The organism is Dyella telluris (assembly GCF_014297575.1).
GTDB lineage: Bacteria > Pseudomonadota > Gammaproteobacteria > Xanthomonadales > Rhodanobacteraceae > Dyella > Dyella telluris.
Map to the genome: position 1 here is coordinate 4,011,444 of NZ_CP060412.1, position 16,165 is coordinate 4,027,608.

General features: G+C 64.5%; 15 protein-coding genes. 7 read left to right on the forward strand and 8 right to left on the reverse strand.

Annotation, left to right across the window (positions count from 1 at the left end; all coding sequences use genetic code 11):
- Positions 1–151: 151 nt before the first annotated feature.
- The 6 genes from H8F01_RS17680 (at position 152) to gyrA (ending at position 6,737) form a co-directional block, all read left to right on the forward strand.
- Positions 152–1,219, forward strand: a complete 1,068-nt coding sequence (locus tag H8F01_RS17680; RefSeq protein ID WP_187056353.1) for a poly(R)-hydroxyalkanoic acid synthase subunit PhaE — start codon at positions 152–154, stop codon at positions 1,217–1,219.
- Between the two features lie 9 nt (positions 1,220–1,228).
- A complete protein-coding gene (locus tag H8F01_RS17685; protein ID WP_187056354.1) occupies positions 1,229–2,296 on the forward strand; it encodes a class III poly(R)-hydroxyalkanoic acid synthase subunit PhaC in 1,068 nt (355 codons plus the stop codon).
- Between the two features lie 29 nt (positions 2,297–2,325).
- Positions 2,326–2,511: a PspC domain-containing protein gene (locus H8F01_RS17690; RefSeq protein ID WP_187056355.1), complete on the forward strand. Its 186-nt coding sequence runs from the start codon at positions 2,326–2,328 to the stop codon at positions 2,509–2,511.
- Between the two features lie 64 nt (positions 2,512–2,575).
- Positions 2,576–3,589, forward strand: a complete 1,014-nt coding sequence (mtnA, locus tag H8F01_RS17695) for an S-methyl-5-thioribose-1-phosphate isomerase (RefSeq protein ID WP_187056356.1) — start codon at positions 2,576–2,578, stop codon at positions 3,587–3,589.
- Positions 3,586–3,996 carry a GtrA family protein gene (locus H8F01_RS17700; RefSeq protein ID WP_187056357.1) on the forward strand — a complete coding sequence of 137 codons (411 nt, stop codon included), beginning with the start codon at positions 3,586–3,588 and terminating at the stop codon, positions 3,994–3,996. Before mtnA ends, H8F01_RS17700 begins: the two co-directional genes overlap by 4 nt.
- Before the next feature lie 140 nt (positions 3,997–4,136).
- Positions 4,137–6,737 (forward strand): DNA gyrase subunit A, encoded by a 2,601-nt coding sequence (gene gyrA / locus H8F01_RS17705; protein WP_187056358.1) that lies wholly within the window; start codon positions 4,137–4,139, stop codon positions 6,735–6,737.
- A gap of 57 nt (positions 6,738–6,794) precedes the next feature.
- On the opposite strand, the gene H8F01_RS17710 is transcribed toward gyrA, so the two are convergent.
- From H8F01_RS17710 to H8F01_RS17720, 3 genes are all read right to left on the reverse strand, one after another.
- Complete coding sequence (locus tag H8F01_RS17710; RefSeq protein WP_187056359.1) at positions 6,795–7,175, reverse strand: DUF427 domain-containing protein; 381 nt, start codon at positions 7,173–7,175, stop codon at positions 6,795–6,797.
- 81 nt (positions 7,176–7,256) lie between these two features.
- On the reverse strand, positions 7,257–9,263 hold the full coding sequence (locus H8F01_RS17715) for an amidohydrolase family protein (RefSeq protein ID WP_187056360.1): 2,007 nt from the start codon (positions 9,261–9,263) through the stop codon (positions 7,257–7,259).
- A gap of 141 nt (positions 9,264–9,404) precedes the next feature.
- Entirely contained in the window at positions 9,405–9,884 is a 480-nt protein-coding gene (locus tag H8F01_RS17720) for a peroxiredoxin (RefSeq protein WP_187056361.1), read from the reverse strand.
- Between the two features lie 229 nt (positions 9,885–10,113).
- Here H8F01_RS17720 and H8F01_RS17725 point away from each other — a divergent pair, with 229 nt between their 5' ends.
- Positions 10,114–11,022: a DnaJ C-terminal domain-containing protein gene (locus H8F01_RS17725; protein WP_187056362.1), complete on the forward strand. Its 909-nt coding sequence runs from the start codon at positions 10,114–10,116 to the stop codon at positions 11,020–11,022.
- A gap of 67 nt (positions 11,023–11,089) precedes the next feature.
- Here H8F01_RS17725 and pilH read toward each other — a convergent pair whose 3' ends face one another.
- The 5 genes from pilH to odhB all read right to left on the reverse strand — a co-directional run bounded on the left by pilH (position 11,090) and on the right by odhB (position 16,127).
- Entirely contained in the window at positions 11,090–11,455 is a 366-nt protein-coding gene (gene pilH, locus H8F01_RS17730) for a twitching motility response regulator PilH (protein ID WP_109126809.1), read from the reverse strand.
- A gap of 70 nt (positions 11,456–11,525) precedes the next feature.
- Positions 11,526–12,524 carry an oxidoreductase gene (locus H8F01_RS17735; protein ID WP_187056363.1) on the reverse strand — a complete coding sequence of 333 codons (999 nt, stop codon included), beginning with the start codon at positions 12,522–12,524 and terminating at the stop codon, positions 11,526–11,528.
- Positions 12,525–12,560: 36 nt separating this feature from the next.
- The gene (locus tag H8F01_RS17740; protein ID WP_187056364.1) at positions 12,561–13,151 is read right to left on the reverse strand and encodes an LOG family protein; all 591 of its coding nucleotides are present in this window, start codon (positions 13,149–13,151) and stop codon (positions 12,561–12,563) included.
- A gap of 216 nt (positions 13,152–13,367) precedes the next feature.
- Positions 13,368–14,792 (reverse strand): dihydrolipoyl dehydrogenase, encoded by a 1,425-nt coding sequence (gene lpdA, locus H8F01_RS17745; RefSeq protein ID WP_187056365.1) that lies wholly within the window; start codon positions 14,790–14,792, stop codon positions 13,368–13,370.
- 126 nt (positions 14,793–14,918) lie between these two features.
- Positions 14,919–16,127: a 2-oxoglutarate dehydrogenase complex dihydrolipoyllysine-residue succinyltransferase gene (gene odhB / locus H8F01_RS17750; RefSeq protein WP_187056366.1), complete on the reverse strand. Its 1,209-nt coding sequence runs from the start codon at positions 16,125–16,127 to the stop codon at positions 14,919–14,921.
- Positions 16,128–16,165: the final 38 nt, after the last annotated feature.

A 16,165-nucleotide genomic window follows, 5' to 3' on the forward strand; every position in this document is an offset into this window, starting at 1 on the left:
CCCGGCGAAAGCCGGGCTTCTGCTTTTCAGCATGAGCGATAGCTGATGCTGCGACGCAATATCGAATCTTTCCTGGGCTGGCTAATACGCTTTTTGCGTTCGTCGCAACATGCTTTTGCTACGATGCCCTGAGTATGAAGAGGACGCGGGCATGGTCGATCAGGCAAGTGATTTTCTGAAGGATTACCAGACGTTGGCGCAGCAGTCCTGGGATGCCTGGACCCGGTACCTGCAACAGCAAGCCGCCCCCGCTTCCTTTGGCGCAGGTGCCCCGTTTGCGGGCGCCGCCAACACTGGCGATGACCTGATGGCGCGCAGCATGGCCGCCCTCAAGGGTTACAGCGACTGGCTGCAGGGCGCCGCGAGCAGTGGCCTGGGCCAGGCCCCGATGGACTGGCAGCAATCGCTGCAGAGCCTCTTCTCGACCCTGGGCGGGCAGCCGTTCGGCCAGGCTTTCGCCAGCATCGACAGCGAAGCCGCCAAGAGCTTCGCGCAGCTTTGGCAGTCGTGGATGCAGTCCAGCGCCACCGGCGCGCCGGGCATGAAGTTCGACGTCGAGCACATGGCTGCGTTCGGTTACACGCGCGAGCGCCAGCGCCTGCAACAAGCCTTGGCCGCCGCCGTGCAGGATTACACCGAGTGGGCGGGCAAGTACCAGACGCTCATCCAGCGCGCCAACACCGAAGGTTTCGAGCGGCTGCAGGCCAAGCTCGCCGAGCTGGGTGATTCGGCCAAGCAGATCGAATCGCTCAAGGCGCTGTACGACATGTGGGTGGATGCCGCGGAAGAGGCCTACGGGCAGATTGCCCTATCGGAGGAATTCCGCCACGCCTACGGCGAAATGGTGAATGCCCAGGGGCGCGTGCGCCAGCTGCAGCAGCAACAGCTTGACGCGCTCTGCCGCGACATGGGCCTGCCTACGCGCAGCGAAGTCACTGCACTGGGCAAGCGCATGCATGAGCTGCGCCGCGAAGTGCGCGGGCAAGGCAGCACGCAGGGCAGTGATGAGATCGCCGCGTTGCGCGCCGAAGTGGCCGCGCTCAGGCGCCAGCTCGCCGGCAAGCCCGACGCGTCGAAGCCGGTGGAAAAGAAATCGCCGCCGCGCAGCAGCAAGCGTGCCGCGGGCGAATCCATCAACGTGGGTGGCACCAAGAAGACCGCGGCGGCGGTGGCTGCCCGCAAGACCGTCGCGCGCGGCGTCACGCGTACGCGCAAGTAAGGAGCACACATGTATCCACCGCTTCGCCTCGACCCGGCCGCGCTGATGGGCGAGATTTCCGCTTTCCAGCGCAAGCTGACGGCGGGCATGGACAACCTCAAGCACCAGCTGGAGCCCGAGTACGCCAATACGCCGCGCGAGCTGGTGTATCGCGAGGACAAGCTCTCGGTCTGGCGCATGAAGGGGCAGGGCAAGCCGACGGCGAAAACGCCCACGCTGATCGTCTACGCGCTGGTCAATACCGTGTGGATGACCGATCTGCAGGAAGATCGCTCGATGGTGCGCAACCTGCTCGAGCAGGGCGAGGATATCTACCTGCTCGACTGGGGTTATCCCGATGCAGCCGATCGCTGGCTGACGCTGGACGATTACATCAACGGTTATCTCGATCGCTGCGTGGATGCCGTGCGCAAGCATGCCGGCGTCGATGCGATCAACACGCTGGGCATCTGCCAGGGCGGCACGTTCTCGCTGTGCTATGCCGCCACGCATCCGGACAAGGTGAAGAACCTCATCACCATGGTGACGCCGGTGGATTTCCAGACGCCGGACAACATGCTGTCGAGCTGGTCGCAGCATATGGACGTCGATTTGTTCGTCGACACCATGGGCAATATTCCCGCCGAGCTGCTCAACTGGGTGTACCTCACGCTCAAGCCGGTTCGGTTGAACCAGCAGAAGTACGTGGGCCTCGTGGACATCCTCGACAACCCGAAGGAACTGCAGAACTTCCTGCGCATGGAGCGCTGGATCTTCGACTCGCCGGACCAGGCGGGCGAAGCCTTCCGCGAGTTCATCAAGGAGTTCTACCAGCAGAACAAGCTGATCAAGGGCGAGCTGATCATTGGCGGCAAGCCGGTGGATCTGGGCATGATCACGCAGCCGGTGCTGAACATCTTCGCCGAGCAGGATCACCTCGTGCCGCCGGACGCTTCGCGCGCGCTGGCCCACCACGTAGGCACCACCGACTACACGCAGCTGGCCTTCAAGGGCGGGCACATCGGCATCTACGTGTCGGGGCGCGCGCAGCGTGAAGTGCCACCGGCTATCCATCAGTGGCTCAGTACGCGAAACTGAGCCACGTCGAACATCTACAGGGCAGGGTCATGGAAAAGCGTCTGCATCGTTCACTCACGGATAGAAAAGTCGCCGGCGTCTGCGGCGGCATTGCCGAATACCTCGGTTGGGACCCCACGCTGGTGCGACTGCTGTGGGTGGTCCTGACCTTCCTGGGCGGCTCGGGCATCGTGGCCTACCTGGTCCTCTGGCTGGTCATGCCCGACGGCCCCTGATTTCCGCGACAGGCGCAACGCTGCGCCATCGCTTACCGTTTTCACCGCCTATCAAAGTAGTTTTATGGATTACGACCGTTACGACCGCATCCGTGCCGTGCAATGGCAGGGCGACCACCTTCGCCTGCTCGACCAGCGCCTGCTCCCGCAGGAAGAGCGCTGGATCGACTGCCGTGACGCCGCGCAGGTGACGCAGGCCATCAAGGATCTCGCCGTTCGCGGCGCGCCAGCCATCGGCATTGCCGCCGCCTGGGGCGTGGTGCTTGCCGCGAAGCAGGGGGAGGCGCTGGAACCGGCGCTGGCCATGCTGCGCGCGGCGCGTCCCACGGCCGTCAACCTGATGTGGGCTCTGGACCGCATGAAGGCGCGCATCGCAGCCGGTGCGGATGCTGCTGCACTGGAGCGCGAGGCCCAGGCCATCCAGGGCGAGGACCTTGCCGCCAACCGTCACATGGGCGAACTTGGCGCCGGCTTGATCGCGCCGCATTCGGGCGTGATGACCCACTGCAACACCGGCTCGCTGGCGACTTCCGGCTTCGGTACGGCGCTGGGCGTGATCCGCGCGGGCGTGGCCGGTGGTCGCATCGACCACGTCTACGCCGGTGAAACCCGCCCCTGGCAGCAGGGCGCACGCCTGACCATGTGGGAACTGGTGCGCGACGGCATTCCCGCCAAGCTCATCGCCGACTCCGCGGCCTCGCACCTGATGCGTTCGGGCGTGGTGCAGTGGGTGATCGTGGGTGCCGACCGCATCGCCGCCAATGGCGACACCGCCAACAAGATCGGCACGTACCAGCTGGCCATCGCTGCGCGCCATCATGGCGTGAAGTTCATGGTGGTGGCGCCGTCGTCCACGGTCGACATGGCCACCGCTTCCGGCGAAGACATCGAGATCGAACTGCGCGACTCGGCGGAACTGCTTTCCGTGGCTGGTCGCCGCACGGTGGTGGAAGGTGCGGATGCGTGGAACCCGGTGTTCGACGTGACGCCTGCCGATCTCATTGATGCCATCGTCACCGAGCGTGGCGTGATCGAGCGCCCGACCACGCAGGCCATGCAGGCACTGTTCGGTTCATGAGGTTATCGAGGCAATTCTTCCTCTTTGCGATCGGTGGCCTGATCGGCTTCGTGGTGGATGCCGGTCTGGCCCAGGCGCTGGTGTCGTGGTGCGGGTGGAGTGCTTACTACTCGCGCCTCGTTTCCATTCCCCTGGCCGCTACCGTGACCTGGTGGTGGAATCGCCGGCAGACGTTTGCGGGGAGCCATAGCGGCCGCAGCCTGTTCTCGGAATGGCTGCACTGGATGGCGCTGATGGGCGTGGGGGCGCTGGTCAACTACGGCACGTACGTGGTGTTGCTGTTGCTGTTTCCCATGCTGCACCGCTGGCCCGCCATCGCCACGGCGGGCGGCTCGCTCGTCGCCGCGGTGTTCAATTTTTCGACAGCGCGCCTGATGCTTTTCAAGAGCGCCAAAACGTCCGCGTAACTCATTGATTGATATAGTGAAAATACTGTGAATCCCACGCTGGACGTGGTACACTTCGCAGGTTGTCTCCAGGCTGCCCGCGCCTACGTTCCAGGGGGAGCGCGCAGGAGCCGTTTTTCTTAGATCAGGGAAGCCGATTGATGGCAGAACTCGCCAAAGAAGTCATTCGCGTCAACATCGAAGACGAGATGCGCCAGAGCTACCTCGATTACGCCATGAGCGTGATCGTGGGACGCGCCCTTCCGGATGTCCGCGATGGCTTGAAGCCTGTACATCGCCGCGTTCTGTTCGCCATGAACGAACTGGGCAACGCATGGAACAAGCCCTATAAGAAATCGGCCCGCGTGGTCGGTGACGTCATCGGTAAATACCACCCGCACGGCGACTCGTCGGTTTACGACGCCATCGTGCGCATGGCCCAGCCGTTCTCGCTGCGCTACATGCTGGTCGATGGTCAGGGTAACTTCGGTTCGGTGGACGGCGACAACGCCGCAGCCATGCGATACACCGAAGTGCGCATGTCGCGCCTCACGCACGAACTGCTTGCGGACATCGACAAGGAAACGGTCGATTTCGGCCCGAACTACGATGAAAGCGAGCACGAGCCGCTGGTGCTGCCCACCCGCGTGCCGGCACTGCTGATCAACGGTTCGGCCGGTATCGCCGTGGGCATGGCGACCAATGTGCCGCCGCACAACCTCAACGAAGTAATCGCCGCGACCATCGCGCTGATCGACGATCCGTCGCTGTCGATCGACGACCTGATGCACTACATCCCGGGTCCGGATTTCCCGACCGCGGGCATCATCAACGGTTCGTCGGGCATCGTCGAGGCGTACCGCACCGGTCGCGGCCGCATCCTGGTGCGCGCACGCGCCGAGATCGAAACCGAGTCCAACGGCCGCGAGACGATCATCGTCCACGAGCTGCCGTACCAGGTGAACAAGGCCCGCCTGATCGAGAAGATCGCCGAGCTGGTCAAGGAAAAGAAGCTCGAAGGCATCAGTGAACTGCGCGATGAGTCCGACAAGGACGGTATGCGCATGGTCATCGAGATCCGTCGCGATGCGATGGCCGATGTGGTGCTGAACAACCTGTTCCAGCAGACGCAGCTGCAGGTCACCTTCGGCATCAACATGGTGGCCCTGCTGGATGGCCAGCCGCGCCTGCTGAACCTCAAGGACATCCTCGAGGCGTTCATCCGTCACCGCCGCGAAGTGGTGACGCGTCGTACCATTTTCGAACTGCGCAAGGCACGTGCCCGCGCGCACATCCTCGAAGGCCTCACGGTTGCGCTCGCCAACATTGAAGAGATGATCGAGCTGATCCGCACCTCGCCGTCGCCGCAGGAAGCACGCGAGCGCATGCTCGCCCGCAAGTGGCAGCCGGGCATGGTGTCCGCGCTGCTCGCGGCATCCGGTGCCGAAGCGTCGCGTCCGGAAGACATGGATCCGCGCGATGGCCTCAAGGACGGTGGCTACCAGCTGTCCGAAGTGCAGGCGCAGGAAATCCTGCAGATGCGCCTGCATCGCCTCACCGGCCTGGAACAGGAAAAGCTGTCTGAAGAGTACCGCCTGGTGCTCGAAACGATTCGCGGCCTGATCCAGATCCTGGAAGACCCCGCGCGCCTGCTTTCCGTGATCCGCGGCGAACTGGAAGCGGTGAAGGATGAGTTCGGCGACGAGCGTCGCACCGAGATCCAGCATTCGCAGGAAGATCTCAACGTCCTCGACCTGATCGCGCCGGAAGACGTGGTGGTCACGCTGTCGCACACCGGTTACGTGAAGCGCCAGCCGGCCAGCACGTATCGCGCGCAGCGTCGCGGCGGCAAGGGCCGTTCGGCCTCGGCGCTGAAGGACGAGGATTTCGTCGAGCAGCTGTGGGTGGTCAATACCCATGACACGCTGCTCACCTTCACCAGCACCGGTCGCGTGTACTGGCTCAACGTGTACCAGATGCCGGAGTCGGGCCCCAACGCGCGCGGCAAGCCGATGGTGAACCTGCTGCCGCTGGCCCAGGGCGAGAAGGTGCAGGCCGTGCTGCCGGTACGCGAGTACACCGAAGACAAGTTCGTGTTCTTCGCCACCAAGCAGGGCACGGTGAAGAAGACGCCACTGACCGAGTTCGCGTTCCAGCTGCAGAAGGGCAAGATTGCCATCAACCTCGACGAGGGCGATGCGCTGGTCAACGTGGCGCTGACCGATGGCAACAGCGATGTGCTGCTGTTCGCCTCCAACGGCAAGACGGTGCGCTTCGACGAATCCGAAGTGCGTTCGATGGGCCGTACCGCCACCGGCGTGCGTGGCATGAAGCTCGCGGACGAAGCGGAAGTGGTTTCGCTGATCGTGGCGGCCGAGGGCGACATCCTCACTGCCACCGAGCGTGGCTACGGCAAGCGCACCCAGCTTGACGAGTTCCCGAAGAAGGGTCGCGGCACGCAGGGCGTCATCGGTATCCAGTGTTCCGAGCGTAATGGCCCGCTGGTCGCTGCAACGCAGGTCACCGAAGCCCACGAGATGATGCTCATCTCCGACCAGGGCACGCTGGTGCGCACGCGTGTGGCTGAGGTCTCGCAGCTGAGCCGCAACACGCAGGGCGTGACGCTGATCCGCCTGCCCGCCGATGAAAAGCTGGTAAGCGTAGTGCGTCTGGATGCGGAAACCGAGAACGGTGACGGCGAAGGCGAGGGCGACGAAGGCCCGGTCGATGCTGCACCGGAAGCACCCGCCGACGGCGAGTGATCATCATCGGTTGATGGAAAGTAACCCGGCCCAGGCCGGGTTTCTTTTTGCCCGCCGTCAGCCGGGCGTGACTTCGATGGCATCCACGCGCGTGCCGTAGAACGCCAGATATCCCCTGATCTCGGCGACCGCGTCATAAGGGTGTTCATACGTCCACACGGCGTTGGTTCCGCGCTCGCCGGCGGAGGGGATGCTGAAGTACGAGCAGTCGCCCTTGTAGGGGCAATAGGTGTGATGGTCCGTGCGTTCGAGCAGGGACATGTCCACGTCCTGCCGCGGTAGGTAGTGCACCACCGGATAGCTGGCCTCCTGCAGGCTCAGCGAGGCACGCGTGTCGGCCAGCACGTGGCCGGCCACGCGCACCACGATATGGTCTTTGCTGGGTGTGACCGTGATCGGGTGATCGGGCCCCGGCTGGCGTTGTTCGCGTGCACTCATGATGGCGAGTCTCCGTTGGCGCAAGGATGATCCGCGAACGCTACGCTCCGCCATGGCAAGGAATGGTGGAAAGGCGTCTCGTCAGGGCGTGAAATCGACCAGCTGCCACAACGGAGCGGGATCGTAGACCGCGCCACCGGCAATGGTCTTGTCCACGCGCCGGGTATTGTGGATGTCGGCCAGCGGATCGCCATCGAGCAGCACCATGTCGGCGTGCTTGCCTACTTCGATCGTACCCAGTTCCTTGTCCAGGCCCATCACGCGCGCGGGCACGCTGGTGGCCGCCTGCAGTGCTTCCATCGGCGTAAAGCCGGCCTGCACGTAGATCTCCAGCTCGCGATGCAGCGAGTGGCCGGGGATGGCCTGATCGGTGCCTGCCACCACGGTGAGACCCTGGCGATGCAATTCGCCCAGCATCGCCAGCATGTCGTGGTAGTACTCGTTTGATCGTGCCGCGCGCGCGGGCGGCGCTCCGGGGCTATCCAGGGCGGCGGCGAGTGACGGCGGCAGATGCTTCACGCCGGGCTCAAGCGACGACAGCGGTGTGCTGCCCGGGTGCAGGAACATTTCATACAGGGCGATGGTGTCGTCGAACACCGTGTGGTGTTGTTTGTACAGCGCGAATTGTTCCGCGGCCTTCTGGCCGTGCAGATCCAGTGGTGGCAGCGGCTTGTCGCGTTGGACGTCGATCAGCGCGCGTGTCACGAAGTCCATGTGATTAATGCCGTCGTAGCCATCCCTCACGGCCTGGGGCGCCGTCATGCCCTGCGGAATGTGACCGGTCACGGTCATGCCCAGCCGATGCGCCTCGGCGGTGATCACGGGCACCAGTTCCGGTTTCATGCTGCTGTAGATCTTGATCTGCAGTGCGCCCGCCTTCTTGTAGCGCTGCACGACAGCGATGGCTTCCTGCGGCGTATCGGCAGTGATGGCGCCCAGCGTGATCGGGCCGGTGCCGTCCACGATGCCGGCGACAAGAATGCGCGGGCCGATGCCGTGGCCTTCGTCCAGCACATCGCGCACCGAGGTGATGAAATCGAACTCGTTGCCGCAATCGCGCACGGTGGTGACGCCCGAGGCGAGATACACCGGACCCCATTCCACCTGCTCGTAATGGGCATGCATGTCCCACAGGCCCGGGATGAGGAATTTGCCGGTACCGTCGATGGTGTTGTAACCGTCCGGTGGCTGTTTCTCGCCCGCGACTATGCCGGCGATCCGGCCATCCTCCATCAGCACCGTGGTGTTCGCCCGTGGCGCCGCACCGGTGCCATCGATCAGCGTGACATGCGTAATGGCCAGTCGCTTTGCGGCCGGCTGGCGAGCCTTGGTGCCCAGATGTTCGAGGGAGGCCAGGCTGTCCTTCGCGGCCTGCCGGATAAACAGGCCCAGCGCCGGTTCGTAGGCGGTGCGCACGGCTTCGAAGTGATCCTGCTCGGCATCGCGCGTGACGAGTGCGGCGAGCTTGCCGGCATCATCCATCCACAGTGCTTCGGCACCCCAGTCCAGCCCTGTCACTTCGTAACCATGCAAGGTGGTGCGATGGCCGGCGACATCGACCTGCAGATCGGTGGTTGGCGTGATGCGAATGGTTTCACCCGGCGGTGCCTCGATGCTCGCCGGCTTGCCCTTGGCCAGCCAGAAACGCATCAGCATCTGCTGCATGGCCACCGGTGAATAGCCGTCCATCAGGAACGTATGTTCGCCGGCCGCGAAGGCCTGCTCCTTGCCATCGCGCTTCAGCGTGAGCTGCCGGCGTGATGCGTCCAGCGCGAACTCATCGTGCAGTTCGGAGTGGCGCGAGGACTGGCCATCGACTTTCAGTGACAGCGGATGCAGCTCGTCCTCGGCGTGATAGACGGTCTTGAGCGGCACGTCCGTTCCGCGGTCGGTGAACTTGAAGTCCGACGTGACCGTCAGTCCGTCGTGGCCGTGGCTGATGGTGTAGTGCTCCTGGCCGATCGCGCGGGCGAACTTGTGCAGCACGAATACGTCCTGCTCGGCGGGCGTCGCGTCCTGCGCACGCGCGCCGGGAACCAGCAGCAGGGCTGCAAACAAGGGCAGGGCACAGGCATTCGCTGATCGCACGGCGGACTCCTCGGCAGACAGGACGGTCGGGGTACAGCAGCGGCGGCGGAACAGAACGAACGGTTGGAGCATGGGCGCCGCCAGGTGCGGCGGCGCGGCCGGATGGCGTGTCATGCCACGCCATCCTTGTGGTGCGGAATATCAGCCCAGCAGTTCCAGCATGGCCTCGGCGGTGGATACCCGGAACTCGCCGGGCGCTTCCACCTGCAGCTGCTTCACCACGCCGTTGTCGGCATACAGCGCGAAGCGACGGGAGCGCAGGCCCATGCCATAAGCGTTGCCATCCAGCTCCAGGCCCATGGCCTTGGTGAAGTTGCCGTTGCCGTCGGCCAGCATCAGCAGTTCCGGCGGTACGTGCTGGGCGGCTGCCCAAGCTTGCATGACATAGGCGTCGTTGACGGCCAGGCACATCACGTCCAGGCCGCGTTCCCGGAACTGGGCGAAGTGCTGCACGTAGCCCGGCAGGTGACGATTGGAGCAGGTCGGGGTGAACGCGCCCGGCACCCCGAACAGCACCACCTTGCGGCCGGCGAAGAGGGCGCTGGTATGGACCTGTTCGATGCTGGCGCCCACGGCGCGGATCTCGACGTCGGGCAGGGTGTCGCCCACCTGGATGCTCATGGAAGTGCTGCCCGTGCTGTGAGTGGGAGAGGAGGCGATCCTAGCGCCAGCGGGGCGGCTTGTCGCCTTGAATCACGCGGTTTTCGCACCCATCTGACAGACCATAGAGAGGGTGGCGACGCTTCGCCATGCATCATCCATAAAAGTCGGGCAACCTTGCCGGCTGACCGGCGGAGCACCATGATCTCCGCCCCGTCGGTGCAGGCGGGTGGATCGACGGGGAGTGGTTGTGGAATTCAAAGACTATTACGACATTCTGGGCGTCAAGCCGGACGCCAGCGAGGCGGAGATCAAGGCCGCCTATCGCAAGCTGGCCAAGAAATACCACCCGGACCGCAACAAGGACGCGGGGGCGGAAGACAAGTTCAAGGCAATCAACGAAGCGAACGAAGTGCTTCGCGATGCGGAGAAGCGTCGCGCCTACGACGAGCTGCGCGCTGGCGGCTATCGCGGTGGCGAGCAGTTCCGTCCGCCGCCGGGCTGGGGCCAGAGCCATGGCTTTGATTTCGGTGGCGACGGCGGCGGCGATTTCAGCGATTTCTTCGAGAGCCTGTTCGGTCGTGGCGGCGCAGGCCCGCAGGCCCATCGTGGCGCGCCGCGTGCGCGCCGTGGCGGTGACGTGCATGCGCACGTGCAGATCGACCTGCAGACCGCGTTCGATGGCGGCAAGACGCGCCTGGCCCTGCAGGACGGCAGCGGCGGCGAGCGCGTGCTGGAAGTGAAGATTCCCGCCGGTATCCAGCCGGGACAAGTCATCCGGCTGGCGGGCCAGGGCCACAGCGGCTCGGGTGGCGCGCCCAATGGCGATCTGTTGCTGGAAGTCGGCATCCGCGACGACGCGCGTTTCCGCCTGGACGGCCGGAACGTGTTGCACGTGCTGCCCATCACCCCCTGGGAGGCGGCTCTGGGCGCCACGGTGCCGGTACCGACCCTGGCGGGCACGGTGGACCTGCGCATCCCTGCCGGCTCGCAGTCGGGCCGCAAGCTGCGCCTGAAGGGCCGTGGCCTGCCGGGCGCGCACCCGGGCGATCAGCTGGTGGAGCTTTCCATCCGCGTACCGCTGGCGGATACGGATGCCCAAAAGAAGGCCTACGAGGCCCTCAGCGAGCAGTTCAGCGATTACGACCCGCGTCAGTGAGCTTCCCGGGGCAACAAAAAACGGCGCCGAAGGGCGCCGTTTTTCTTGGTGGAAAAGGGAGCGTGCCTTACGCTGGCAGCAGTTCCTTCAGCGTGGTCACCAGCTCTTCTTCCTTGATCGGCTTGGTGACATAGGCCTTCGCGCCTTGGCGCAGGCCCCACACCTTGTCGGTTTCCTGGTCTTTCGTGGTCACCAGCACCACGGGAATGTGCTGGGTATCCGGGTCCTTGCTGATGGTGCGGGTGGCCTGGAAACCGTTGAGGTTCGGCATGACCACGTCCATCAGGATCAGATCGGGGCGCTCGCGCCGGGCCGCTTCGACACCCGCGGCGCCATCCTCGGCGGTCAGCGCTTCATGCCCGAGCTTTTCGACGATGCGCTTGATGCCCAACAGCTGCGACGGCGAATCGTCGACGATCAGGATGCGTGCCATAAGGTGGAATTCCCCTTGTTGTTTCGTTGGATTCTATGACGCTGCCGCGATGCTTCCAAGCCGAGCGGCGTCAGCCCACGCGTACCACGGTACGACCGAATGACTCGCCAGCCAACATGCGCGAGAACACATCGGGCAATTGCTCCAGGGTGACCTCGCGCGTGGCAATGCGCTCAAGATGTTGCGGCTTCCAGTCGCTGGCCAGGCGCTCCCAGACGCGATCACGGATATCCCGGGCGGTACCGGCCGAGGCAATGCCCAGCAGGCTGGCGCCACGGATGATGAAGGGCATCACGGTGCTTTCGAAGCCGATGCCGCCCGCGTTTCCGCAGATGGCGACGTTGCCGTAGGGCGCGATGAGCGGCAGCAGGCCAGCGAGCATGCTGCCGCCGACGTTGTCCAGCGCACCGCCGAAGCGGGCCGAATCCATGGGCTTGCCGCTGAAGGCAAGCTGGTGGCGGTCGATGCACTCGGCCGCGCCCAGGTCGCGCAGGAAATCGAAATGCGAAGCCTTGCCGCTGATGGCATGCACGGCATAGCCGGCCCGCGTGAAAATGTCGATGGCCAGCATGCCCACGCCGCCGGTGGCGCCCGTCACGGCGAGCGGGCCGAGGGCGGGCGTCTGGCGGTTGTCTTCCATGCGCAACAGGGCGAGCGCGGCCGTAAAGCCGGCCGTGCCGATGATCATGCTCTCGCGCAGGCTCAGCCCTTTGGGCAGGCGGATGGTCCAGTCGGTGGACAGCCGGGCGTATTCGCCGTAGCCGCCGTCACGCGTTTCGGACAGCCCGCTGCCGGTGCACAGCACCGCATCGCCTTCCTTGAAGGCGGGATCGGTGGATGCGACCACCGTGCCGGCCACGTCGATGCCGCCGTTGAGCGGGTACTGTCGGAGGATCTTGCCCTTGCCGGTGCCGGCCAGGGCGTCCTTGTAGTTGATGGACGAGTAGGCGACCTGCACCAGCACTTCACCGGGGCTCAGCGCGTCCGCGCTCATGGTCTCGACGCCGCCGCGATAACCGGCGTCGTCGTTGTGGATGCGGAAAGCGCGAAAGGCGCTGGGGTTGCTCATGGCCAATCCTTACGTGTTGCGCGTGAAGCCGGTGATTCAGGCTTCGACGCTGCTGCGGTCGATCCACTTGGGCATGTGGAAGCCCTGGTATTGCTCCATCCAGTCGAACAGCTGATGCATGTCCTGACCAAACCATACACTCTCGCGCTGCTCCGGACGCACGAAACGCTCGCCGACCATGTGGTCCATCATCGCGCTCAGGTGCGTGTAGTAGCCGCGCACGTCCAGGAAACCGCAGGGATAGCGATGCAGTCCCAGCTGGGCCCAGGTAAGCATCTCGAACATTTCGTCCATGGTGCCGAAGCCGCCGGGCAGGGCGACGAAAGCATCGGACAGTTCGAACATGCGCGTCTTGCGCTGGTGCATGGTTTCCACCACCACCAGTTCGGTAAGGCCGCTGTGGGCCACTTCCAGATCCACCAGCTGGCGCGGGATGACGCCAATGACCTTGCCGCCGGCGGCGAGCACGGCATCGGCCACCGTACCCATCAGCCCGACCTTGCCGCCGCCATACACCAGGGCAATGCCGCGACGGGCCATTTCCGTGCCGAAGGCGCGGGCTTGTTCGACATATTCGGGGTGGCTGCCGCTGCTGGAGCCGCAGTAGACGCAAAGGGCGGTAGGCATGAGAGCTAGGAAATAGGGGAGAGGAGTGAGAAGTAAGAGTAAATCGGCGATGCCTGGGTTTTCGGATAGCCGTCAGGCGTTTCTACAACAAATAGGCCCGCTCATGTTGCCATGAGCGGGCCTATTCCAAGCCGGGGAGAAGCGAGGAGTCCTGTCAAAGCGAGACCGGCACACGGGCCACTCTCACTTCTCACTCCTCTCAACTCACTCCTGCCCTTAATTGCCCTTGTGAATCGCGCGCTTGTCCACCGACAGGGCGGCTTCGTGCACGGCTTCGGACAGCGTCGGGTGCGCGTGGACGATGCGGGCCAGGTCTTCGGAGGAGCCCTTGAACTCCATCGCGACGACGCACTCGGCGATCAGCTCGGACACGCCCGGGCCCACCATGTGCACGCCCAGGATGCGATCCGTCTCGGCGTGGGCGAGCATCTTCACCTGGCCGATGGCTTCGTTCATGGCCACGGCGCGGCCGATGGCAGCGAACGGGAAGGTGCCCACCTTGTACGGCACGCCTTCTTCCTTCAGCTGCTTCTCGGTCTTGCCTGCCCAGGCGATTTCCGGCTCGGTGTAAATCACCCACGGCACGGTATCGAGGTTGATGTGACCCGCCTTGCCGGCGATCCACTCGGCCACGGCCACGCCTTCCTCGGAACCCTTGTGCGCCAGCATCGGGCCGCGCACGGCGTCGCCGATGGCCCACACGCCGTTCACGCCGGTGTGGTTGTGCTCGTCGACCACGATGCGACCGCGCTCGTCCAGCTTCACGCCGGTGTCGTCGGCCAGCAGGCCGTCGGAGTAGGCGCGACGGCCCACGGCGACCAGCAGCTTGTCGACCACCAGGTCGTGTGCGCCGTCCTTGTCCTCATAGGTCAGGGCGACTTCGTTGCCCTTCACTTCGGCCTTGGTCAGCTTGGCGCCGAGCTTGATGTTCAAGCCCATCTTGGCGAATTCCTTCGCGGCGATCTTGGCGATGTCGGCGTCGGCCACGCTGAGGAAGTCCGGCAGGGCTTCGAGCACGGTCACGTCCGAACCCAGGCGCTTCCACACGCTGCCCAGCTCCAGGCCGATCACGCCGGCGCCGATCACGCCCAGGCGCTTGGGCACTTCGGTGAAGTCGAGCGCGCCGGCGTTGTCGACGATGAACTTGTTGTCGAACTTGGCGAACGGCAGCTCGATCGGCACGGAACCCGAAGCCAGGATCACGTTGGTGGCGCTGATGGTCTGCTTGGCGCCATCGTTGCCGGTGATTTCCACTTCGTTGTTCTTGAGCAGCTTGCCCTTGCCGAAGAACGGCGTGACCTTGTTGGCCTTGAACAGCTGGCCAATGCCACCGGTGAACTGCTTGACGATCTTGTCCTTGCGGCCGATGAAGGTGGCCAGGTCAACCTTGGCGCCTTCCACCGTGATGCCGTGCACCGGCAGGTTATGCGCGATGTTGTAGTACTGCTTGGACGAATCCAGCAGCGCCTTGGACGGGATGCAGCCCACGTTGAGGCAGGTACCGCCAAGCGCCTGCTTGCCGTCCTTGCCGACAAAGGCGTCGACACAGGCCGTCTTCAGGCCCAGCTGCGCGGCGCGGATCGCGGCCACATAACCGGCCGGGCCGGCGCCGATGACGATGACGTCGAATTTTTCGCTCATGGTTTTTCCTTGCTGTGCGGCGCCTTAGGGGAGTGCGTCGCATGTAAAGCGGGAGATGTGTGCGGCGAGCGTGGATTCAATGCCACTGCTCGCCGCCAGAGCTTCGTGCCTGATTTTGCTTCTTGGTCAGAGACCAAGAAGCATGCGCTGCGGGTTCTCGAGCTGGTTCTTGATGTCCACCAGGAACAGCACCGCGTCCTTGCCGTCGATGATGCGATGGTCGTAGGACAGCGCCAGGTACATCATCGGGGCGGCGATCACCTGGCCGTTCTCGACGATCGGGCGCTCCTTGATGGTGTGCATGCCCAGGATGGCGCTCTGCGGCGGGTTCACGATCGGGGTCGACAGCAGCGAACCGAAGGTGCCGCCGTTGGTGATGGTGAAGGTGCCGCCCTGCAGGTCGTCCAGGCCGAGCTTGCCGTCACGCGCCTTCTTGGCGTAGTTGAGGATGCCCTTTTCGACATCGGCAAAGCCCATGTCCTGCACGTCGCGCAGCACCGGCGTCACCAGGCCCTTGTCGGTGGACACCGCGATGGAGATGTCCTGGTAGCCGTGATAGATGACGTCGTTGCCGTCGACCGAGGCGTTGACGATCGGGTGACGCTTCAGCGCTTCGGCGGCGGCCTTCACGAAGAAGCTCATGAAGCCCAGCTTCACGCCGTTGGTCTTCTCGAACGACTCGCCCAGCGCCTTGCGCATCTTCACCACTTCGGCCAGGTTCACTTCGTTGAACGAGGTGAGCATGGCGATGGAGTTCTTCGACTGCATCAGGCGCTCGGCGATGCGGGCGCGCATGCGGGTCATCGGCACGCGCTCTTCCGGACGCGAACCCGGGGTCGGCACGGCGGCCGGCGCGGCAGCCGCAGCGGCGCCACCCTTGCCGTAGTTGACCAGGTCTTCCTTGGTCACGCGGCCGTCGCGGCCGGTGCCAGCCACCTTGGAGGCGTCGATGTTCTGTTCGGTGGCCACGCGCAGGCCGGCCGGCGAGAGATCAGCGTTGCCGGCGTTGGCGGCAGCCGGAGCGGCCGGGGCAGCAGCCGGAGCGGCGGCAGCGGGGGCCGGGGCGGCAGCGGCCGGAGCCGGAGCAGCGGCAGCAGCGCCTTCCTCGATCACCGCGATGACCTGCTGGCTGGTCACGGTGTCGCCGGACTGGAACTTGATTTCCTTCAGCACGCCGTCGACCGGCGAGGGCACTTCGAGCACGACCTTGTCGGTTTCGAGGTCGACCAGGTTCTCATCGCGCTTGACCGCTTCACCGGCCTTCTTGTGCCAAGTGGCGATGGTGGCGTCGGAGACGGATTCGGGCAGGACGGGAACTTTGACTTCGATAGACATGAGTTTTCCTTGAGGAGTGCGCCCATCCCTGAACGCTA

Excerpts from the sequence above, each read along its gene's own strand:
- H8F01_RS17690 (WP_187056355.1), top strand. The coding sequence starts at position 2,326 with ATGGAAAAGCGTCTGCATCGTTCACTCACGGATAGAAAAGTCGCCGGC.
- gyrA (WP_187056358.1), top strand. The coding sequence starts at position 4,137 with ATGGCAGAACTCGCCAAAGAAGTCATTCGCGTCAACATCGAAGACGAG.
- H8F01_RS17735 (WP_187056363.1), bottom strand. The coding sequence starts at position 12,524 with ATGAGCAACCCCAGCGCCTTTCGCGCTTTCCGCATCCACAACGACGAC.
- H8F01_RS17685 (WP_187056354.1), top strand. The coding sequence starts at position 1,229 with ATGTATCCACCGCTTCGCCTCGACCCGGCCGCGCTGATGGGCGAGATT.
- lpdA (WP_187056365.1), bottom strand. The coding sequence starts at position 14,792 with ATGAGCGAAAAATTCGACGTCATCGTCATCGGCGCCGGCCCGGCCGGT.
- H8F01_RS17740 (WP_187056364.1), bottom strand. The coding sequence starts at position 13,151 with ATGCCTACCGCCCTTTGCGTCTACTGCGGCTCCAGCAGCGGCAGCCAC.
- pilH (WP_109126809.1), bottom strand. The coding sequence starts at position 11,455 with ATGGCACGCATCCTGATCGTCGACGATTCGCCGTCGCAGCTGTTGGGC.
- odhB (WP_187056366.1), bottom strand. The coding sequence starts at position 16,127 with ATGTCTATCGAAGTCAAAGTTCCCGTCCTGCCCGAATCCGTCTCCGAC.
- H8F01_RS17720 (WP_187056361.1), bottom strand. The coding sequence starts at position 9,884 with ATGAGCATCCAGGTGGGCGACACCCTGCCCGACGTCGAGATCCGCGCC.
- H8F01_RS17700 (WP_187056357.1), top strand. The coding sequence starts at position 3,586 with ATGAGGTTATCGAGGCAATTCTTCCTCTTTGCGATCGGTGGCCTGATC.
- mtnA (WP_187056356.1), top strand. The coding sequence starts at position 2,576 with ATGGATTACGACCGTTACGACCGCATCCGTGCCGTGCAATGGCAGGGC.
- H8F01_RS17680 (WP_187056353.1), top strand. The coding sequence starts at position 152 with ATGGTCGATCAGGCAAGTGATTTTCTGAAGGATTACCAGACGTTGGCG.
- H8F01_RS17710 (WP_187056359.1), bottom strand. The coding sequence starts at position 7,175 with ATGAGTGCACGCGAACAACGCCAGCCGGGGCCCGATCACCCGATCACG.